Source organism: Veillonella parvula, from assembly GCF_002005185.1.
In the GTDB taxonomy this organism is placed as follows: domain Bacteria; phylum Bacillota; class Negativicutes; order Veillonellales; family Veillonellaceae; genus Veillonella; species Veillonella parvula_M.
In genome coordinates this window covers 1,661,019-1,680,649 of the sequence record NZ_CP019721.1, presented here as the reverse complement: position 1 = coordinate 1,680,649, position 19,631 = coordinate 1,661,019, and the positions used below count along the sequence as shown (strand labels likewise).

Genomic DNA, 19,631 nt, shown 5'->3' with positions numbered 1-19,631 from the left:
TCCTATAATGAATGGGCTTCTGCAACCACTGTATCAATCAAAGTATTATCAATGGTTAAGGCCCCTTCTTCGTACTTTTTAAAATAACCTAAAAACTCTATATTACCTTCCATACCTTTAATTGGTGAGAAAGTTAAGCCATGTGTATACAATCCACAATCATACGCAACGTGTAGAATACGATGTAAAACTTCTTTATGGATTTCACTATCTCGCACTATACCGCCCTTACCAACATTTTCTTTACCCGCCTCAAATTGTGGTTTTATTAAGGCCACAAGTGAGCCCGTATCTTTTAATAAATTAGTAGCTACTGGTAAAACTTTGTCTAAAGAAATAAATGCTACATCAATAGAAATAAAATCAACAAGTTCACCTATTTGTTCAGCAGTAACAGTACGGATATTTTGTTTCTCCATATTAATTACACGTGAATCTTGGCGTAATTTCCAAGCTAATTGATTATATCCTACATCGATGGCAAAGACCTTAGACGCACCGTTTTGTAATGCGCAATCTGTAAAACCACCTGTACTAGCTCCTATATCAATCATCACAGTCCCATGTAAATCGATAGGGTAAGTTTGAATAGCCTTTTCTAATTTAAGTCCTCCACGACTTACATAAGGTAAAGTATTGCCTTTTACAATAATATTGGCATCCACAGGAATCTTGGTGCCTGCTTTATCTATGCGCGTAGTATCCATAAATATAAGGCCCGCCATAATAGCTGCTTTTGCTTTTTCTCTACTTTCAAAAAGGCCTCGATTAACGAGGAGTATATCTAATCGTTCTTTATTGCTCATATTACACCATGATAAATACAATAAAACTGAATAAAGGCCACAAGAATACCGAGAATTAAACCACCAAATACTTCGATAGGTGTATGTCCCAACAACTCTTTTAATGCTTCTTTACGTGTAATGACAACAGGTATATTTTTTTTCGTAAAGTAATCTACAATTTGATTAAGTATTTGAGCTTGTCGTCCTGCCTCTAATCGTACACCAGACGCATCATACATAACAACAATTGAAAATACTAAGGATAATATAAATAGATCCGTTACACCATTTTTAAGGTAAATCGCTGTTGTTGTAGCAATTACAAATGATGTATGTGAACTTGGAAAACCACCAGATCCAACAAGGCGCTCTGGTCGGAATTTACCATGTCTTAAGAGTTGCCATACAAATTTGATAGCTTGAGCCGTAAACCAGCCCCAAAATGCAGCTTGTGCGATATAATTATGTGCTATTTGTGGTAATATATCAATCATTGTTTATACCTTCTACAGGTAATACCCATTAATTCGTACGTTCTAAAAGATAATCAATTAATGCTGATAGTATAGTTGTATCATAAGAAACCAAGTTTAACGCATCATGAGCTTGGCTACCTATTAAGTAGGCTTGATGTTTTGCTTGCTCTAAACCTAGTAAAGATACATAGGTAGATTTATGTTGGCGAATATCACTACCGGGTGTTTTCCCTAATTCTTCAATAGTACCGGTTACATCTAAAATATCATCAGTGATTTGGAATAATAATCCCAGGCAATTAGAATATTCCATAAGGGCTGTTCGCGTAGTCTTATTAGCACTTCCAAGAATAAGACCTAATTCTACAGAAGCGTTAAATAGTGCACCTGTTTTACCAGTATGTAAAACCTTTAATTCTTCTAAAGGAATATGTTTATCTTCACTGAGCAAATCAAAGGCTTGTCCCCCAACCATACCTTCTGGACCAGCCGCAGTAGCAACACATTGTATAGCATCTAGTTTTTGCTGTGCACTAGCAACTGTATTTGAAGTCATCAATTGAAAGGCATATGTTAATAACCCATCACCGGCTAAAATAGCAAGTCCCTCACCGTATACTTTGTGATTGGTCAAATTACCTCTGCGATAATCATCATTATCCATAGCTGGTAAATCATCATGAACTAATGAATACGTATGGATACACTCCATAGCACATAGAAATTCCTTATAATCAGCTGGCTCTTTATGAAGCATTTCCAACACAGCCTTAGTTAAAATAGGTCGTATTCGTTTGCCACCTTGCATTAAACTATAATTCATAGATTCATAAAGTTGTTCAAATTCTTGATTTGGGCTATTAAGTACTTCGCCTAACCATTGTTCAATATTTTGTTTGCTAGATGCTAAATAATCTTTGAACATAGAATCTCCTTATTCGCTGATGCGGACTTCTTCGATAATTTGTTGTACTTCATTTTCAACAGAATCGAGCATTTCAGCACATTCTTTTACCAAAGTTAAGCCCTTTTTATATTGTGATAAAAGCTCAGAAATGGTCATATCCCCATCATCTAATTGCTTAACAATATCTTCTAAGGCCTTATATTTTTTCTCATAACTTTTTAGTGATGCGGCCATCCTTGTGCGCCTCCTTTACCGTAGCAGTAATATAACCATCAGCTAGTGTAACTCGTATATCGTCATTTGGTTGTAATTGGGCAACCGAAGTAATAGGTTTGTTATCATGCTCAACCTTTGCAAAACCTTTAATCATCATTTGTAATGGATTTAGTGACTCTAACTGTTGTGCCAATAATGCTAAGCTATGTCTCTCTGCATTACATCGTTCTTTAGTTGCATTAGTTAGAGTTTGAGAAAGCTCTTGTAAGTGTGATTTTTGCTTATGTAAAAATTGCAGAGCTGGAATACCAAGTTTTCGATTAAAGAGCAATGTTAAATCTGTACGTTTTTGTTGTAGTGTATAGCGTATATATTCGTGTAAATACTCTTCTTTTTCTGTCAGCTGATCTTGTAATGTAGTAATTGGAAGTACTGCCATTTCTGCAGCATGGCTAGGCGTAGCACCGCGTGCGTCAGCAACATAATCACATAAGGTGTAATCAGTTTCATGTCCTACAGCAGAAATAACAGGAGTATTGGCCTTATAAATAGCTTCTACCACTACTCTATCATTGAAGCACCACAAGTCTTCCATAGAACCGCCACCACGACCAACGATAATAACATCTACATCGGGATCTGCATCAGCAGCAGCAATACCTTTAGCAATAATCGGTCCAGCCGTATTACCTTGTACAGGAACAGCGAATAATTTAAATTGAACTAATCGATTACGTCGCTCGCTGACATGCAAAATATCGTGTAATACGGCGCCAGATTGAGACGTGACAATACCAATGCAGCTCGCCATATACGGTAAACTTTGTTTGTGGCTATCATCAAAGTATCCTAAAGCAGTTAATTCTCGTTTTAAAGCGTCAAATTCAAGCTGCAACGGGCTTTTAGAACCTATTTGCATATCAGATGCAATGAGATTTAAACGACCCATTTTATTGTAAAAGTTAACAGATGCTTTTACAGTCACTAATAAACCATTTTGAATGGCATTGGCTAGACCCTTTTGCATAACTGTACTAGACCACATTGTCACATCAATAGCAGATTCCTCATCTTTCAAAGAAAAATACATATGACCACTACTATGACGTTTTGCATTAATGATGGTACCACTTACGTATACATTCTTTAATAGATACTCACGATCTAAAGTACGCTTTATGAGATTGTTTAATTGTGTAATGGTTAATACATTCACGATTATCCTCTAGATTCTTGTAAATAAGCAGCACCAAAAGCATTGCCTGTAGCATTATCAATAGAAAATTGTGGCTGTGCCACATGTAATTTGAGATGATTTCGTTTACAATAGGTTTCCATTCGCTTACGAAGTAAACTATTACTCATCACACCACCTACAGCGATAAGTGTACGTACAGGTTTCTCTTTAGTATGATAAGTTATCATTTTCTCTAGAGCATTTCCCATAGAAGTAAAAACAGCTCTAGCTAAATTAGCTTTATCCGTATCACTCATAGCTTCACTTGTACGGCGCATAGCAGCACTACAAGGGCCGGCAAAGCTAATCCAGCCATCTTTTACAGATGATGGCAATGGTTCATACTCTGTAGTTTGTAATGCTAACGCCTCTAAATGTTTACCTGCAGGAAATGGTAAGCCCATAGCGACACCGATGCGATCAACATATTGTCCACCTTGTAAATCTTTAGAACCGCCAACAATCTGAGATTCAAAAATCCCTTCACCTTGATAATGACAATATACTAGCTCTGTAGTACCACCTGACAGATGTAATGCCAAAAATGGATCAGTCGGAATATGTGCTAAATCTCTCAGTGCTGCTAATATATGATTCTCTTGGTGCGCAAAAATGTGTAAAGGCACATTCATAAAATGACTCAAGGTTTCCCCTTGTCCTAAACCAACCATAAAAGCCGGCATATACGAATTTTCTTCTCGCCGCGGAAAACCACTAACACCGATACCGCTAATCGGTACTTGAGGTAATTCTGACATTAGTTTAGGCAATGCCTTTGTATGCTGAAAGACCATATTTGATTGTTGTAGTCCTCGTTCACCTGGTTTTACCTCTAAGATTTTACGTGCTTCCCCTACTATGTGAAAGTCGCTATCTACAATGGCACAACTTGTGGTGTAACAGCTCGTATCAATGCCTAAGTAATATCGTTTCATTATTTACTCTTATTATATGCGTCTAAGATTGCATTAATTAATTTATAAGATGCATCAGAGCCAAACTCTTTAGCTAATTGAATGGCTTCATTAATAGCAATAGATGGCTCTAAAGGTTCCACTTTATTTGTCATTTCCCAAACGGCAATACGTAAAATAGACCGATCCACCTTATCTAGATTTGCTACCTTACGAGATTTACAGAATGGCTGTAATATAGCATCAATTGCTTCAGCGTTTGATAGTACACCCTCTATAATACTATTTGCATATGCCTTATCCATAGCTTTATGGATATTTCCTTCAGGAAATTGAACATCATTTTGATCGGTATGAAATTCATTAGCATATAACATTTGGAATGCGTATTGACGAGCTTCTCGTCGATTTCGCTTAGTTACCATGTAAAACTGGCTCCTTTTCTTTTACAATCCCTTCAATATGTACATCAACCTTAACATGATCAAGATCTAGCATATTTTTTAAGATTTGTTTGATTTCTGACTGCAGCTGTTTAGATAATTCAATAAGATTATATCCATACAATGCTTTGATATAAATGTTAATTTCAATAAACCCTTTACGATGTTTTACATTGATACCAGGTAAACTACGTTGACCAAACGCATGGGTAATACCCTCTACTAACTCATCGTAAAAGCGTGGACTTAAAGAATGAATACCAGGAATAGTACCTAAAGTTTTCGTCGCTACATCAATGATGACAGAATCTGCAATATCAATGGTATCCGTATCTAAGCCATAATTTAATTGATTGTCTGAACTCATAGAGATACCTCCTATGGTTGTTGCGGCGTTACTAAGTCATCAAAAATAATGTCTTGTACGACCACATCAATAGTTTGAACCTCAATTTCTGTATAAGATACTAAGGCCGTTTTAATACGCTCTTGTAGGCGTAAAACAACATCTGGAATACGATATCCGTATTGAATGCATACATAGAGTGTAACTAATATAGCTCCTTCATCATTAAAAGATATCTTAACACCTTCATGATCAGACTTTCGTCTAAAGAAGGTATTAACACCATCATTAAAGGTGGAGCTCATATGATGTATGCCCTTTGTATCAAGTGCAGTCATTGTTACAATTGTGGCATATACATCTTCGTTAATCTTGATTTTACCAGACTCTAGTTCAGTATTTTTCTTTGTCATACTGGCCTCTTTCAAAAAAAGCACTTGTCCCTATATATAATTACATAGACGACAAGTGCTTACAGTGCAAATGTTACGATATATGGGGAATAAGATTCCATGAAAAGATCTAGCCCCAATACATATCAATGAGTATTAGGCACGTTCGATGTATTGTCCTGTACGAGTATCAATACGAAGTACATCATCTACTTCAATGAAGAGAGGTACTTTTACAGTGTAGCCTGTTTCTAATACAGCTGGTTTATTACCACCAGTTGCAGTATCGCCACGGATGCCAGGATCTGTTTCAACTACGCGAAGCTCAACAGCTACAGGCAAGTCAAGACCGATTACGATACCTTGGAAGAACATGATAGAAACTTCCATATTTTCAAGAAGGAAGTTTTTAGCATCACCTAATTGTTCAAGGGTAAGTTCAACTTGGTCGTAAGTTTCGTTATCCATGAATGTATAAGCGCCATCAGATTCGTATAAGTATTGCATACGACGACGATCAACATGTGCTTTTGGCACTTTTTCACCTGCATTGAATGTACGCTCTACTACGGAACCAGTTTGCAAGTTTTTCATTTTAGTACGTACGAATGCAGCACCTTTACCTGGTTTAACGTGTTGGAAATCAACTACTTGCCATACATTACCGTCGATTTCAACGGTTACACCTGGGCGAAAATCATTACTGGAAATCATCTAACTCTTCTCCTTCTAAATACTTAGTTCAATTAACTCTTTTGGACTGTGTGTCAACACCTCATAGCCGTCAGATTTGACGATGACACTATCCTCTATTCTCAATCCGATAGTACCGGTAATATAAATTCCAGGCTCTATCGTAATGATCATATTTTCTGTAAATACCGTATCGGATTTAGTATTAGCTACTGGTTCTTCGTGAATTTCAAGACCTAATCCATGACCAGTACCATGATTAAATTCCTTGGTATATCCATGTTCTTTAATATAATCACGACAAATTGCATCTAATTCTTTACCAGTAATACCAGCTCGAACAGCTGCAACGCCGCGTTTTTGTGCTTCTAAAACAATACTATACAGCTTTTTTTGTAATTCTGATGCAGGACCCATTACAATAGTTCTCGTCATATCAGAATGATAACCTTTGTAAACAGAACCAAAATCTATGGTTACAAAATCGCCTGCTTCGATAACCTTGTCACTAGCTACACCATGAGGCATACTAGAGCGATTCCCAGAAGCAATTATTGTGGCAAAGGAAGGTTCCTCAGAGCCACGTTTCAACATTTCCGTTTCTAAAATGATGCGAACTTCATTTTCTGTCATCCCCACCTTAAGTTGTGGTAGCAATGCAGCAAAGGAATCATCACCAATTTTAGCAGCTATACGTAATAACTCTAATTCATCTTCTCGTTTTACAGCACGTAACTTAGCAAAATTGATAGATGTAAAGTTAAAGTTATCATCTAATGTATCACACAAGGACTCATAGATATCAACAGGCATTTGTTTGCCTTCTACACCAAATAAGCCTTCGTGAATATGATGTTCATTGAATATATCTACAAGAGTATCCATAACAGTTGTTTCATATTGAATAACTGTGTACCCTTCACATTGTTTTGTTGCCTGTTCAGTATATCTGAAATCGGTAATCATAAAGGCTTTATCTTGTGTAATAATAGCAAAGCCTGTAGTACCAGTAAAACCTGCAAAATAATGTAAATTTATAGGGCTTATCAAAATGACGCCTGTTAATTCTTGCTCTTTAATATACTGTTGTAGCAGATTTAATCCATTCATAATCTTGTTCCTAGTCTATAAAGTACAATTAATATTACCATAAAATGCCTATATTGAATAGAATTTTATGCTATTTTTTAAAGCCCTCTATCTGTTCAACGGTCAAGTCCATTACAGAACCAACCTCTTCAATACCAGTTAGATCAACATGACCAATCGTAAGACGTTTTAAATACGTTACAGTACCACCTGCAGCTCCAAACATGCGCTTAACTTGATGATACTTGCCTTCTTCAATCGTTATATGTGCTGAGTGTAAAGATAAAGATTCGATTTCTGCAGGTTTACATTGCGTACCATCTCCAAGAAGAATCCCCTCTTTAATACGTTGTACACCTTCATTAGATAGTTCTCCATCAAATTCCACGTAATAGACCTTAGGCACATGTTTATTACCATTGATGATAGAGTGTCCCCATACACCATCATTAGTTAATAATAAAAGTCCTTCTGTATCCTTGTCTAATCTGCCTACTGGAACAACTCCCATTTTTATGAATTCTGGAGGGAGTAAATCCATAACAACAGGGTGATTAGAATCTTCTACCGCTGTAACATAGCCCTTTGGCTTATGAAATTTTACATAATAAAGTTGAGTAGTACTAACAACCTTACCATCAACAGCAACTATATCAACATCAATATCAATGTGAGTATCTTTTTTCGTTGTTATACTACCATTGATGGTAACCCTTCTATCCTTTATGATTTGATGGACTTCTTTTCGACTACCATAAGCTTTATTGGCTAATAATTTATCTAGTCGCATTATGCATGACCTTGTAATATATCTACGTGTGCTGTATCATTGAGCAAGTTTAAAATATTATGATCAAATTCTCCCATGCCATTATAGAATATACGATTAATTGCTGTATTACCTTGACTAAAATTCCAACAATGACTAATGGAAATATCTAATAATTTACACAATAATGTTCGTATAGTTCCACCATGACAAGTAATGAGAAGTGTTTCCTCCTCATTATTAACATTGATGAATTCCTCTAGACCTGCCCATGCACGGTCTTGTAAATTCTTAAAGCTTTCACCATTAGGAACCTTAACTAGATGTGGTCGCAAATACATTTCATCAATCAAACCAGGCCAACGATCTTCGATATCTGAAAACAACATAGCTTCCCAATCGCCAAAATTAAGTTCTCGTAAGCGTTTATCTACTGTTATAGGAGTAGTACGTTCCCCGCGAATGACTTCAGCTGTAACTAAAGCACGACTCAAATCACTAGATAATATGCGATCAAATTTAACATCTTTAAGAGCCTGACCACATGCCTTTGCTTGATTTAAACCATTTTCATTAAGTGGAACATCTGTGATGCCTTGGTATTTTCCCATTTTGTTCCAATCAGTTTCACCATGGCGCACAATATACAATGTCTTCATAGTCTTCCTATACTTTCAAAATATCTGTTAATTTTTCTACTAACTTAACATTAGTATCATGATCTTTTATTGCAACGCGAACCCATTGATTATTTAATCCCATATAAGAATCACAGTTGCGAACAATCATATTATATTTTTTAAGCGCTTCATTAATCGACTCTGCTGTTATTCCTTCTTGTTCAATGTGGAACAATATAAAATTAGCTGAAGGCGGATATACAGTAATACCATTTATAGTATCTAATGAGTTATACATAAAAAGTTGCTCTTCATGTAATACTTGTTTTGTTCGTTTCACATACTCTACATCATTCAAAGCCGCCTCTGTATAGGATTGAGCTAATGTGTTAACAGACCAAGTTGGAATAAAACTATTTAGTTGCTCAATGATAAGAGGATTGCTGAAAGCAGCACCAATTCGTAGCCCTGGCACGGCATAGAATTTTGTAAAAGAATGAACCACGATAATATTATCAAACTCGTTAACTAGGGAGCGCATGGAGTATTCATTATCTTGTAAAGTGTCGTTACCAACAAAATCGATAAAGGACTCATCTATAACAAGTAAACTATTAGCATCTTTCAGCATGCTTGCAATAGTACGAATATGGTTTTTATCAAGTAACGTACCATCTGGATTATTGGGATTACCTAGAAATACAATAATACGACCATCTTGCCCCTTTAACTCAGCTGCAAAAGTTTCTAATGCTAAATAAGGAACCTCAAAATAAGGTTTTCCATGTTCATCTTCCCGTGGTCGATAATAAATATCGCGTACTGGAATTCTACTTGCTTCTAAAGCTGCTTTATATTCAGAAAAACCTGGTGCGGGAACAAAAGCGCCCGTATAGCCAGGTAACCGACAAATTGCATATAATAGCTCTGCTGCTCCATTGCCAACTACAATTTGATTTTTATTCATACCATAGATATCAGCAATGGCATTTAATATATCATCATTTGTAGCATCCGGATAATGTGATATATATCGCAATTGAGATTCTAATGCAGATAAGCCATGTTGGCTAGGGCCTAGTGGATTAATATTAGCACTAAAGTCAATAACATCGTATGGTTCAATTCGTTGTTCATGGGCAAACTGAAAGATATTGCCCCCATGTATTTTAGACATACTATTCTCTTTCTATGAAATACTTTATCGTTTGATATAAGTTAATCCTTCATTCGTAGTTTCAACCGTATCTACATAGGTTAATTGTGGCAACTTACGCAAAATCTCATTCTTACAATCATCAATACGACCATAATCAACGGGGAATAATAGTCCCATAATGGTTCCGCTATGAGCGATGATTGTTCCCACACTATTATAAGAATTACCTACATCGTGAAAGTCATATAAATTAGGTTTATATAAAATACGCTGATTGCCAAAAGCACTTAATGTAGCAGCTTGACCAATGAGCTTTATATCATGCGTTATAAGACCCTGTTTAAACAAATCAAAGGATTCTTGTATAATAGATTCTTTTTCTAAAATTTTATTTTGTAAATCTGCTTGTTTATTAAAGCTAACTGTATCAATGCTACCGCCTTCGTCAAAAACGAGGATTTTTAAAGGTGGGCACATACCTAATGGCTTAGAGATAGTCCCTTTAATATAATCAAACTGAGTTACACCTTGATAAAAAGAGGCATCTGTAGGCTCTACAGATAGACAAATTTGCTCAAGTTCTTTTAATGATAAATCATAGTCCATGGCCAAAGCTGTAGCCATAGCTGTTACAGAAATATCTGCCGAACTTGAAGCCATGCCTTTTCCTTGTAGAATATCGGATCTTACATACACAGGCGGGCAAATTTGATTTTTATTTTTTTGTTGGACCAATTCTTGTACTAATTTACGAGCTTGTGCAGATTTTGGTTGAAGTGCACAAAATTCTTTAGAAAAAGGTTGTATTACATTACTCAATGCGTAGGAGTATCGATTAATTGGACATGTCACTAAAAATGACTGACCATCAATAGAACCTTGTAGAAATTCCCCACATGTACCTGGGGCTCTTACATAATAGGTCACATTAAACTCCTTTCACATCAAATAAAGTATACGTTCTAAAAATATTAAAACTTTGAAAATCAAAAATTTAGAGTTAGAACATAGTTGGATTATTAACTACCGTAGCTGATAGTATAGATAAAATTATGCTATATACCAATATCAATAATACTTCAGTTACTTCCACAACAAATCCATATGTATCACCAGTAGTGCCACCTAACGCTTTTACAATATAGCGGTTTAATAATCGGTTAATAATATACGTAATAATCATGCTAACAATATTGATTTGGAAAATACCTATAGTAGCATATACTAACACACCTAGTCCTACCAAATACCCTACATCAGGTGCTGAAAAAATTGCATAAGCACCATATAAAAGTGTATATAATACTAAACCGATTAATAGTAATAGAATAGGCATAAAGAACGTAGATATGGTGTTATAAGTAATAACATATTTAGGTGCTAAATTAGCAAATGCTGCCCCCATCCCCTGTTCTCTAGCATATGGATAGGATCGAATACTAAAAACCATAGACCAGCGGCTCATTAAAGGCATCATAATGAGTGCCATAGGAATAAATTCAGCCGATGGAATCGAAGCTAATAATTGCCATTTCAAAAGTGTAACAAATACAAAAGCAACAACTCCAAAGGAGCCTATACGACTATCTTTCATGATTTCTAGTTTACGTTCTCTTTCACGGCCGGAAAACAAACCATCGCTTGTATCCATCAAACCATCAGCATGAAGGCCACCAGTTATTAAAAACTCAGCCACAACGATAATTAACATCAATGGCATAATCGGAATAAATGGCGACAATACGCCATATAATATAGCTAATATGAGACCAATAATAAGGCCCACATAAGGAAAGGCTACTACCGATTTACCAAAGTCCTCTACAGACCATTCAGTTTGATTTACAAGTTTTAAACGCGTTAAAAATTGTAGTGCTATAAAAAAAGGTGTCATTATACATTCATCCCATAGGTAATGACTGTACTAATGATAACCATTAGTATAGTCGTAACATACATCATATAAATTGTTCGAGTAATATGGTTACGGTTTAGCTTTTCAATAGGATCCCCCATATATTCACGGAAGGTCATTTTTTTGAAATACTGATTGTAACCACCTAAACGGATATGTAAGGCCCCTGCCACAGGTGCTTCTGCATACCCCCCATTAGGACTAGGATGTTTTTTTGCATCACGTAAACCGATTTCTATTGCCTTTTTAGCATCAAAGCGTAAAAAGAATGCAGAAATTACAAATAATACAAAGGTAATTCGGGCAGGAATCCAATTTAATATGTCATCAAAGCGTGCAGCTACGCGACCAAAGTACAAGTACTTTTGATTCTTATAGCCTAACATAGAATCCATAGTATTAGCAGTTCTATAAAGAATAGCCCCCATAGGGCCACCGATAATAAAAAAGAAAAAAGGTGCAATAATACCATCTACCGTATTTTCCGCAATCGTTTCTACTGTAGCCCGAGTGATTTCGCTTTCATCTAAGTCTTCCGTATCTCGTCCCACAATCCATGATAAACGTTTGCGAGCATCTACAATATTACCTTGTTTTATTAACTGACTAATGGTAAAACCTGCGCCAGCCAATGAACGTGGAGAAATGGCAATGTAGAGGATCACTACTTCGAAAGCATAGTATACCCATTCGTCTACTACTCCACCTAGCCATAACAATAAAGATACTATGATATATACCGATATAAGAATTAAACCTACTGCAATACCACCGTACCACAATTTCTTCGTATCATTATCAGTGTCTTTATAAAGAACGGCTTCAAAAAAAGATATTATACGTCCAATAATGGCCACTGGATGATATTTACTATTGGGATCTCCAATAATTAAATCCAATAAAAATGCTAAAACTGGTATGCACACAAAGTTATACTTTGAAAACCAGTGAAAAATTGCTAAATGTTCCATATATCTCCTCTACTATCCCAAGGTAGACATAATATAATCCATATCTAGATGTTCCTCCACAATATCAGCTAAGCGATTATATGCCGCATTTTTATGGTCAAAATAATGGAATACTACATCTAATGGTTGTAATCCCTTGCGTTCACGTAATTGATTGATAATAAAACGTCTAAACTCGTCATTATCAAATACACCGTGAATATATGTACCCATTACTTGATGATTACCATCAATAAAACCATCAATAACATTGACAGCCTCTTCACTGCGACTTGTAATTGTAAAGCAACGAGACACCGAATCTGCTAGTGGCGTAGTATCCCCCATATGAATTTCATAGCCTACTAATTTTTCACCCCTGAAAGTACCATTTAAAAACTGTAAATTAGATACATTGAATTGTACTTGATGGGTAGTTTTTTGAGCCTTCATAGTCGTGGAGGATTCAACAAGGCCAAGTCCTTGAATTTCCTCGATATCACCTTCCATATGATGCGGATCATAAATAGTTTTACCTAACATTTGGTTACCGCCACAAACACCGATAATAGGTGTACCTTGAGCAGCCAATTTTTTGATTTCATCAGCAAAGCCTGTATCACGTAAATATGTTAAGTCAGCCAATGTATTTTTAGAACCAGGTAATATAATTAAATCTGGCGTACCGATAACATCTCCAGGGCCTACAAAACGGACAGATACATCTGGCTCATAATTAAGTGCATCAAAGTCTGTAAAATTAGAGATTTTAGGTGTTTGCATAACTACGACCTGAATATCTTTAGTACCACTATTGCGTTTGTTCTCTAATGCAACAGAATCTTCTTCATCAATATCGAGGTTCTCAATGGCAGGAATAACACCTACCACTTTTTTACCTGTTTTTTCTTCAATAAATGTAAGAGCTGGTTCTAATAGTTTGATATCACCACGGAATTTATTGATAACGATACCTTTAATAAGATCGCGTTCTTCTGGTTCTAATAATTCTAAGGTACCAACAATGGACGCAATAGCACCACCTCGGTCAATATCTGCAATGAGAAAAACTGGAGCTTGAGTCATCTTGGCAATACGCATATTTACAATATCATTTGCTTTTAAGTTAACTTCTGCAGGACTACCGGCACCTTCGATAACCATCATATCAAAATTTGAGTCTAAGAAATCAATAGATTCTTTAACCTTATCTAAAGCGGTTAGTGAATATTTTGCATGATATTCTTTGGCACTATATACGCCAACAGGTTTCCCCATCAATACAACTTGAGACGATTGATTTCCTGTAGGTTTTAATAACACAGGATTCATTTGAACAATTGGATCAATACCAGCGGCTTCGGCTTGAGCGACTTGAGCACGGCCAATTTCATCGCCCCATTTTGTCACATAAGAATTGAGGGCCATATTTTGTGCTTTAAAAGGAACGGTCTTAAAACCTTTTCTATAAAAAATACGGCATAATGCAGTACAAAGAATACTTTTACCTACATTAGAACTCGTTCCTTGAAACATGATTTTCTTAGCCATTTATATGAACCTCCTGTGATTTCAATTCAATGGTAACACCACTAATTGTTAAATAGAGTTTATCTGCAACAGAAGCTACTGCTCGATTCACACGACCAGCAATATCTCTAAAATATCTAGCCAGTTTATTATCCGGCACAATACCTAACCCAATTTCATTGGTCACAAATATAACTGTTTTACCTTCACATGATTGTATCGAGTCTAATAAAGTGTCTAATTCTGAAAGTATTGTCTGTTCTAATCTATTAGCATCTTCTTGACCACGAATGGAGCCATAAGCCATCATGTGATTGGTAGTGAACATGGTTAAACAATCTATAAGAATTACATCTGCTGATTGACTGATATTTTCCCATTCATCAGCTAAATGTAAAGGTACTTCAAAATTATTCCATATTTTTCCTCGTCGCTCTTGATGTTTTTTGATGCGATCCACCATTTCCTCATCAAAAGCTTGGCCCGTAGCTACATAAGCTTTTGGCCCCTTTGTAGCCAATGCTAAACGTTCAGCAAATTCACTTTTTCCACTGCGTGCCCCACCGGAACACAATATAATTTGTGATTTCATAATGCACCTATACAAGAATTTATAATTTCAGTATCATTATAAGTATAACAAAGGAGCGATACTATGGAAATTATGAATATGAAACTAAAAATGATGGCTACTTTATGGGATAACACATATCGTGTTGCCATCGATGACGGGCAAGGTAAATATATTGGTACTGCACGAGTAGTAGTAAATGTTCCGCTACCACCAGAAGCCTTACCAGAAAATGCACCTCAAGTTGAAGCACAACTCTTAGTATTAGTTGAAGACTTTGATTTCGGCGCTGATAAAATTATAAACTTTGAAACAACATTAGCCAATCTATTAAGAGAAAAATTCCGTTATGAAATTCCTCATATCTTTTTCTACTATCCTAGTCCTCAAGATGTTTTAAACCAAACAATTTCACAATAAGGTCTATAACGAGCAAAAAGCTATGTAAAATACATAGCTTTTTTTGTTTATTCTGCTCCAAGTTCTTCCTCTACACGACACAAGATAAAGCAAAGGTCGGATAGACGATTTAAGTATTTTAAATTAGATTCGTGAACACTTTCACCAGCGTCTAATACCCGCCATAAAGCGCGTTCCGCACGTCGAGTAATCGTTCTAGCTACATGTAAATAAGCAGAAGATTGTTTTTCACCGGGAATAACAAAACTAGATAAAGGTTCTAATTTTGCATCAAAGCGATCTATAACTTTTTCTAAATGCTTTACATATTGCTCAGTAATTACCGGAGCGGCATTTAAACTTGCAATATCAGCCATTAATGTCCATAAGTTGCGCTCAATATCGTATAATTCAGCAGAAACACGTGGATTTTCAGCATAAGCGCGAGCCAATCCTAAAAAAGCTTGTAATTCATCGATTGTACCATAAGCTTCTACGCGTAAAGATGATTTCTGTACACGTTCGCCCGTGTATAAACCAGTTGTACCAGCATCACCTGTTTTTGTATAAACGCTACTTGCCATATGATTACCTCCTATAGATAACATGGATGTAGAAATAAAAGCTAAAGAATCCCAACCTTGAGATTATTTGTATTCAGGGAACCAAAGATGAATTTCACGAGCAGCGGCTTCTGGAGAATCAGAAGCATGTACTACGTTAGCATCCATTGTTAGGGCATAGTCACCACGAATACTACCAGGGGCAGCATCTACAGGATTTGTTGCTCCGTTTAAAGCACGTACGGATACAATTGCGTTCTCACCAGCTAACACAAAAGCAAGAACTGGGCCTGATGTAATAAAATCAACTAATTCACCAAAGAATGGCTTTTCCTTATGTTCTGCATAGTGTTCTTTCGCTAATTCACGAGGTACTTGTAAGAGTTTTAATGCTTTAACAACAAGGCCTTTACGTTCATAACGGCTAAGGATTTCACCACTTAATTGACGTTTAACTGCATCTGGTTTAATTAAAACTAATGTTTCTTGCATGATACCCTCCAGTAGATACTAATTATAATATTGCCTTTTCTTTATACTTTGGATTCATAGCTTGTTTCTTTAACTTTTGAATACGTTCTTCCGTGCGAGGATGTGTACTAAAAAGATTGCTCAAGCTTTCACCAATTCCCATCATAGGGTTAATAATAAACATATGGGCTGTAGCATTACTTGCATTAGGCAATGCACCATGTTTAGAGTAGTAGTCAATTTTTGCAAGTGCAGAAGCCAGTGCTAATGGATTGCGACACATATCTCCACCCCCCTCATCAGCTAAAAACTCACGAGTACGGGAAATACTCATCTGAATAAGACCAGCTGCGATAGGTGCAATAATGATTGTACCAAGAAGCGCCAAAGGGTTAGTACCTTCTCGATCATCGGAACGCCCAAATATGGCAGTAAATTGAAGTATATTGGCTATCATAGAAATAGCACCAGCCATCATAGCTGCAATTGTACTAATCAATGTATCTCGATTCTTAACATGTGTTAATTCGTGTGCAAGCACACCTTCTAATTCTTCATCAGTTAATAGACGTTGGATACCTTCTGTAACAGCAACTGCTGCATGACTAGGATTTCTACCTGTTGCAAATGCATTCGGTACTTCACTGGGAATGATATAAACCTTTGGCATTGGTAAATTACCATTTTTAGCCAATTTCTCTACCATTGCATATAGTTTTGGATTAGACTGTGCAGTAACAGGTTGAGCATTGTATTGGGCTAAAACGATTTTATCGCTGTACCAATAAGACATAAAATTCATACCCATGGATATGACAAACATCATAATCATACCGCTTCTGCCGCCAATCATATCACCAATAACCACTAAAATGGCCGTTAGCGTAGCTAACAAAAGTGTTGTTTTTATATTGTTCATAGTTTCCTCCAATTATTGTTATGGACTATGCCTAACACTATAATTATACCATAAACTATATAATTAACGCTCCAGTTGTATCAGCTTCTAAGCAATATATTTTATTTTCAATCTCATTTACTGTGAATACAGCCCCCATAGCCTTTGCTACCTCTTGTACATGCGCTTTATCAACATATGCAATCAGAGTAGAACCCGATCCACTGATAGTAGCACCGTAAGCTCCAGCAACTTTTGCAGCTTCAAAAACTTCATCACAATGAGGAATCAATGTCTTACGATAAGGTACATGCAAGTTGTCATCTAAGGCAACAGATAAATTACTTAATTGATGCGTAATTAAGCTTGTTACAAATAATGAAGCATGACTTACATTTTGTACAGCTTCTTTAAATGGAATATGATTTGGTAGCACAGAACGAGCATATTCAGTAGATACCATGACTTCTGGTACTACAACAGCAAAATGTAGCTCCGGAGGAATAGAAATGACCGTGTTTAATACCTTATTTTTTAAACCTGTAGCACAACATAAATTTCCGTAAATAGCTGGCGCCACATTATCTGGATGACCTTCCATACGATTTGCTATAACTAGTAACTCTTCTTTTGAAAGTGGATGCTTTACTAATGCGTTCGCCAGTAAAAGTCCCCCTACTATAGCCGTACTACTACTACCAAGTCCACGAGAGGGAGGAATCAAGGTTTCAGAAGTTATATGACCATATCGAATTGGTTCTTGAGCAGTAGCAAAAACTTGATCCATAGCGAAACCAATTAGATTCTTTTTAGGATCTTCAGCACGTAGAATATCTGCACCAAAACCTTCAAAAGTATATGTATATTCTGTAGCATTTTCATCTGGTGTAAAGCTGAATATATTATAAAGATTTAGTGCTAATCCTAAGCAATCAAAACCTGGGCCACAGTTTGCACTAGTGGCAGGTACTTGTACACGAACAGTATTCATAATTAAGCTTCCATAATACGAATAACACTATTAACAGCCTTAACGGAGCGCAAGCTATTAAAAGAGTCTATAAGATTTAAAATATAAGATCTTGGGCATTTAGATGTAACAATGGCAAGAACTGCAGTTTCTGGATCCATATTTCGTTGAACGATGGATAAAACAGAAATTTTTTGTTCTGCTAATTTTGCAGAGATTTTTGCTAGAACACCTGTTTTATTATCCACTGCTAAACGCAAGTAGTAGCTAGATTGGATTTTACCTGGAGAATAAATATCTTTTTGATCATAATAGAACGGTTTCAAACGCCCTGTTTCATTATAAGAGACATTCTTTGCCACTTCCATTATGTCAGATACTACAGAACTACCTGTCGGTAAGCTACCTGCACCACGACCATATAGCATGACATCATCGATACCATTGCCCTTAACATAAATTGCATTGTAGGATCCTCGAACAGATGCCAATGGGTGTGTCGTAGGAATAAATGCAGGATATACATTTAGAGATAATCCTTGAGCAGTTTCTTTAGCAATACCTAATAATTTAATATTGTAACCAAACTCTTTCCCAAATTTTATATCTTCAGTATCAATACAAGTAATACCTTCTACAGTTACATCTTCAAAGAAAATACGACGGTTAAAGCTAATAGATGCAAGGATTGCCAATTTACGAGCTGCATCAAGGCCTTCTACATCAGCTGTAGGATCTGCCTCTGCATATCCTAAATCTTGTGCTTCTTTCAATACATCTTGGTAGCTTAAACCTTCTTCAGACATTTTAGTCAAAATAAAGTTTGTAGTACCATTCATAATACCAATGATTTCAGTAATACGATTACCGGCTAACGATTCATATAATGTGCGGATTATAGGAATACCACCTAGAACAGATGCTTCAAAACGTAGATCTACCCCATTTTTACTCGCTAAGTCTAATAAGTATGGACCAGCTTCTGCTAGTAAGTCTTTATTTGCAGTTACCACATTCTTCTTAGCTTTTAAGGCTCCTTCTACGCAATCTTTTGCAAAGTTTGTACCACCCATTAATTCCACTACCATTTGGATGGAATCGTCTTTTAACACTTCATCAATATCAGTTACATATTTAGCTGTTTCTGGTAATGTAATATGACTATATTTTTCTGGATTTCGTACATAAATTTTTGAAATTTCAACATTGACACCTGTACGATTTTTAATTAATTCAGCATTGTCTTGCAATAAGTTAAAAGTACCTTGTGCAACAGTACCAAAACCTAATAAAGCAATTTTTATAGTGGTCATAA

25 protein-coding genes are annotated in these 19,631 nt (G+C 36.1%); 1 reads left to right on the top strand and 24 read right to left on the bottom strand.

Annotated elements, in window-relative coordinates; translation table 11 throughout:
• Window positions 1-2 precede the first annotated feature (2 nt).
• From B1A77_RS07805 to cobU, 19 genes are all read right to left on the bottom strand, one after another.
• Window positions 3-806: a TlyA family RNA methyltransferase gene (locus tag B1A77_RS07805; RefSeq protein ID WP_077708415.1), complete on the bottom strand. Its 804-nt coding sequence runs from the start codon at window positions 804-806 to the stop codon at window positions 3-5.
• On the bottom strand, window positions 803-1,282 hold the full coding sequence (locus B1A77_RS07800; protein ID WP_004695814.1) for a divergent PAP2 family protein: 480 nt from the start codon (window positions 1,280-1,282) through the stop codon (window positions 803-805). Before B1A77_RS07800 ends, B1A77_RS07805 begins: the two co-directional genes overlap by 4 nt.
• Window positions 1,283-1,310: 28 nt before the next feature.
• The gene (locus B1A77_RS07795; RefSeq protein WP_077708414.1) at window positions 1,311-2,189 is read right to left on the bottom strand and encodes a polyprenyl synthetase family protein; all 879 of its coding nucleotides are present in this window, start codon (window positions 2,187-2,189) and stop codon (window positions 1,311-1,313) included.
• Between the two features lie 9 nt (window positions 2,190-2,198).
• Window positions 2,199-2,405, bottom strand: coding sequence for an exodeoxyribonuclease VII small subunit (gene xseB / locus B1A77_RS07790; RefSeq protein WP_008713906.1), 207 nt, complete (start codon window positions 2,403-2,405; stop codon window positions 2,199-2,201).
• The gene (gene xseA, locus B1A77_RS07785) at window positions 2,380-3,603 is read right to left on the bottom strand and encodes an exodeoxyribonuclease VII large subunit (RefSeq protein ID WP_077708413.1); all 1,224 of its coding nucleotides are present in this window, start codon (window positions 3,601-3,603) and stop codon (window positions 2,380-2,382) included. The genes xseB and xseA overlap by 26 nt, the downstream gene beginning before the upstream one ends.
• Before the next feature lie 2 nt (window positions 3,604-3,605).
• Window positions 3,606-4,559, bottom strand: a complete 954-nt coding sequence (locus B1A77_RS07780) for a Kae1-like domain-containing protein (protein ID WP_077708412.1) — start codon at window positions 4,557-4,559, stop codon at window positions 3,606-3,608.
• A complete protein-coding gene (gene nusB, locus B1A77_RS07775) occupies window positions 4,559-4,963 on the bottom strand; it encodes a transcription antitermination factor NusB (RefSeq protein ID WP_077708411.1) in 405 nt (134 codons plus the stop codon). The genes B1A77_RS07780 and nusB overlap by 1 nt, the downstream gene beginning before the upstream one ends.
• On the bottom strand, window positions 4,953-5,348 hold the full coding sequence (locus B1A77_RS07770; RefSeq protein ID WP_077708410.1) for an Asp23/Gls24 family envelope stress response protein: 396 nt from the start codon (window positions 5,346-5,348) through the stop codon (window positions 4,953-4,955). The genes nusB and B1A77_RS07770 overlap by 11 nt, the downstream gene beginning before the upstream one ends.
• 11 nt (window positions 5,349-5,359) lie before the next feature.
• Window positions 5,360-5,740 (bottom strand): Asp23/Gls24 family envelope stress response protein, encoded by a 381-nt coding sequence (locus B1A77_RS07765; RefSeq protein ID WP_077708409.1) that lies wholly within the window; start codon window positions 5,738-5,740, stop codon window positions 5,360-5,362.
• 135 nt (window positions 5,741-5,875) lie between these two features.
• Window positions 5,876-6,433, bottom strand: a complete 558-nt coding sequence (gene efp, locus B1A77_RS07760; protein WP_077708408.1) for an elongation factor P — start codon at window positions 6,431-6,433, stop codon at window positions 5,876-5,878.
• A gap of 15 nt (window positions 6,434-6,448) precedes the next feature.
• Window positions 6,449-7,522: a M24 family metallopeptidase gene (locus tag B1A77_RS07755; protein WP_077708407.1), complete on the bottom strand. Its 1,074-nt coding sequence runs from the start codon at window positions 7,520-7,522 to the stop codon at window positions 6,449-6,451.
• Between the two features lie 70 nt (window positions 7,523-7,592).
• The gene (locus B1A77_RS07750) at window positions 7,593-8,291 is read right to left on the bottom strand and encodes a pseudouridine synthase (RefSeq protein WP_077708406.1); all 699 of its coding nucleotides are present in this window, start codon (window positions 8,289-8,291) and stop codon (window positions 7,593-7,595) included.
• Window positions 8,291-8,929, bottom strand: a complete 639-nt coding sequence (gene cobC, locus B1A77_RS07745; RefSeq protein WP_077708405.1) for an alpha-ribazole phosphatase — start codon at window positions 8,927-8,929, stop codon at window positions 8,291-8,293. The genes B1A77_RS07750 and cobC overlap by 1 nt, the downstream gene beginning before the upstream one ends.
• A 7-nt stretch (window positions 8,930-8,936) precedes the next feature.
• Window positions 8,937-10,067 (bottom strand): pyridoxal phosphate-dependent aminotransferase, encoded by a 1,131-nt coding sequence (locus tag B1A77_RS07740; RefSeq protein WP_077708404.1) that lies wholly within the window; start codon window positions 10,065-10,067, stop codon window positions 8,937-8,939.
• Window positions 10,068-10,091: 24 nt separating this feature from the next.
• Complete coding sequence (locus B1A77_RS07735; protein WP_012864351.1) at window positions 10,092-10,976, bottom strand: GHMP family kinase ATP-binding protein; 885 nt, start codon at window positions 10,974-10,976, stop codon at window positions 10,092-10,094.
• Between the two features lie 73 nt (window positions 10,977-11,049).
• Window positions 11,050-11,943 (bottom strand): adenosylcobinamide-GDP ribazoletransferase, encoded by an 894-nt coding sequence (cobS, locus tag B1A77_RS07730; protein ID WP_077708403.1) that lies wholly within the window; start codon window positions 11,941-11,943, stop codon window positions 11,050-11,052.
• Window positions 11,943-12,935 carry an adenosylcobinamide-phosphate synthase CbiB gene (cbiB, locus tag B1A77_RS07725; RefSeq protein WP_004695785.1) on the bottom strand — a complete coding sequence of 331 codons (993 nt, stop codon included), beginning with the start codon at window positions 12,933-12,935 and terminating at the stop codon, window positions 11,943-11,945. The genes cobS and cbiB overlap by 1 nt, the downstream gene beginning before the upstream one ends.
• Before the next feature lie 12 nt (window positions 12,936-12,947).
• A complete protein-coding gene (locus B1A77_RS07720; RefSeq protein WP_077708402.1) occupies window positions 12,948-14,465 on the bottom strand; it encodes a cobyric acid synthase in 1,518 nt (505 codons plus the stop codon).
• A complete protein-coding gene (gene cobU, locus B1A77_RS07715) occupies window positions 14,458-15,036 on the bottom strand; it encodes a bifunctional adenosylcobinamide kinase/adenosylcobinamide-phosphate guanylyltransferase (protein WP_004695782.1) in 579 nt (192 codons plus the stop codon). The genes B1A77_RS07720 and cobU overlap by 8 nt, the downstream gene beginning before the upstream one ends.
• Window positions 15,037-15,099: 63 nt before the next feature.
• Here cobU and B1A77_RS07710 point away from each other — a divergent pair, with 63 nt between their 5' ends.
• Window positions 15,100-15,435 (top strand): hypothetical protein, encoded by a 336-nt coding sequence (locus tag B1A77_RS07710; RefSeq protein WP_004695781.1) that lies wholly within the window; start codon window positions 15,100-15,102, stop codon window positions 15,433-15,435.
• 47 nt (window positions 15,436-15,482) lie between these two features.
• On the opposite strand, the gene B1A77_RS07705 is transcribed toward B1A77_RS07710, so the two are convergent.
• The 5 genes from B1A77_RS07705 to B1A77_RS07685 form a co-directional block, all read right to left on the bottom strand.
• A complete protein-coding gene (locus B1A77_RS07705) occupies window positions 15,483-15,998 on the bottom strand; it encodes a cob(I)yrinic acid a,c-diamide adenosyltransferase (RefSeq protein ID WP_012864346.1) in 516 nt (171 codons plus the stop codon).
• A gap of 63 nt (window positions 15,999-16,061) precedes the next feature.
• Window positions 16,062-16,469, bottom strand: a complete 408-nt coding sequence (ndk, locus tag B1A77_RS07700) for a nucleoside-diphosphate kinase (RefSeq protein ID WP_012864345.1) — start codon at window positions 16,467-16,469, stop codon at window positions 16,062-16,064.
• Window positions 16,470-16,491: 22 nt separating this feature from the next.
• Window positions 16,492-17,367 (bottom strand): zinc metalloprotease HtpX, encoded by an 876-nt coding sequence (htpX, locus tag B1A77_RS07695; RefSeq protein ID WP_077708401.1) that lies wholly within the window; start codon window positions 17,365-17,367, stop codon window positions 16,492-16,494.
• Window positions 17,368-17,422: 55 nt separating this feature from the next.
• Window positions 17,423-18,337 carry a homoserine kinase gene (gene thrB, locus B1A77_RS07690; RefSeq protein WP_077708400.1) on the bottom strand — a complete coding sequence of 305 codons (915 nt, stop codon included), beginning with the start codon at window positions 18,335-18,337 and terminating at the stop codon, window positions 17,423-17,425.
• Window positions 18,338-18,339: 2 nt separating this feature from the next.
• On the bottom strand, window positions 18,340-19,629 hold the full coding sequence (locus B1A77_RS07685) for a homoserine dehydrogenase (protein WP_012864342.1): 1,290 nt from the start codon (window positions 19,627-19,629) through the stop codon (window positions 18,340-18,342).
• Window positions 19,630-19,631: the final 2 nt, after the last annotated feature.

Bases quoted from the DNA above. Each gene is read 5' to 3' on its own strand.
- B1A77_RS07795 (WP_077708414.1), bottom strand. From the start codon at position 2,189: ATGTTCAAAGATTATTTAGCATCTAGCAAACAAAATATTGAACAATGG.
- B1A77_RS07740 (WP_077708404.1), bottom strand. From the start codon at position 10,067: ATGTCTAAAATACATGGGGGCAATATCTTTCAGTTTGCCCATGAACAA.
- B1A77_RS07755 (WP_077708407.1), bottom strand. From the start codon at position 7,522: ATGAATGGATTAAATCTGCTACAACAGTATATTAAAGAGCAAGAATTA.
- B1A77_RS07710 (WP_004695781.1), top strand. From the start codon at position 15,100: ATGGAAATTATGAATATGAAACTAAAAATGATGGCTACTTTATGGGAT.
- thrB (WP_077708400.1), bottom strand. From the start codon at position 18,337: ATGAATACTGTTCGTGTACAAGTACCTGCCACTAGTGCAAACTGTGGC.
- B1A77_RS07685 (WP_012864342.1), bottom strand. From the start codon at position 19,629: ATGACCACTATAAAAATTGCTTTATTAGGTTTTGGTACTGTTGCACAA.
- B1A77_RS07765 (WP_077708409.1), bottom strand. From the start codon at position 5,740: ATGACAAAGAAAAATACTGAACTAGAGTCTGGTAAAATCAAGATTAAC.
- B1A77_RS07750 (WP_077708406.1), bottom strand. From the start codon at position 8,291: ATGCGACTAGATAAATTATTAGCCAATAAAGCTTATGGTAGTCGAAAA.
- efp (WP_077708408.1), bottom strand. From the start codon at position 6,433: ATGATTTCCAGTAATGATTTTCGCCCAGGTGTAACCGTTGAAATCGAC.
- B1A77_RS07770 (WP_077708410.1), bottom strand. From the start codon at position 5,348: ATGAGTTCAGACAATCAATTAAATTATGGCTTAGATACGGATACCATT.
- htpX (WP_077708401.1), bottom strand. From the start codon at position 17,367: ATGAACAATATAAAAACAACACTTTTGTTAGCTACGCTAACGGCCATT.
- ndk (WP_012864345.1), bottom strand. From the start codon at position 16,469: ATGCAAGAAACATTAGTTTTAATTAAACCAGATGCAGTTAAACGTCAA.
- B1A77_RS07800 (WP_004695814.1), bottom strand. From the start codon at position 1,282: ATGATTGATATATTACCACAAATAGCACATAATTATATCGCACAAGCT.
- cobS (WP_077708403.1), bottom strand. From the start codon at position 11,943: ATGACACCTTTTTTTATAGCACTACAATTTTTAACGCGTTTAAAACTT.
- nusB (WP_077708411.1), bottom strand. From the start codon at position 4,963: ATGGTAACTAAGCGAAATCGACGAGAAGCTCGTCAATACGCATTCCAA.
- cobU (WP_004695782.1), bottom strand. From the start codon at position 15,036: ATGAAATCACAAATTATATTGTGTTCCGGTGGGGCACGCAGTGGAAAA.
- B1A77_RS07705 (WP_012864346.1), bottom strand. From the start codon at position 15,998: ATGGCAAGTAGCGTTTATACAAAAACAGGTGATGCTGGTACAACTGGT.
- cobC (WP_077708405.1), bottom strand. From the start codon at position 8,929: ATGAAGACATTGTATATTGTGCGCCATGGTGAAACTGATTGGAACAAA.
- cbiB (WP_004695785.1), bottom strand. From the start codon at position 12,935: ATGGAACATTTAGCAATTTTTCACTGGTTTTCAAAGTATAACTTTGTG.
- xseB (WP_008713906.1), bottom strand. From the start codon at position 2,405: ATGGCCGCATCACTAAAAAGTTATGAGAAAAAATATAAGGCCTTAGAA.
- B1A77_RS07780 (WP_077708412.1), bottom strand. From the start codon at position 4,559: ATGAAACGATATTACTTAGGCATTGATACGAGCTGTTACACCACAAGT.
- B1A77_RS07805 (WP_077708415.1), bottom strand. From the start codon at position 806: ATGAGCAATAAAGAACGATTAGATATACTCCTCGTTAATCGAGGCCTT.
- B1A77_RS07720 (WP_077708402.1), bottom strand. From the start codon at position 14,465: ATGGCTAAGAAAATCATGTTTCAAGGAACGAGTTCTAATGTAGGTAAA.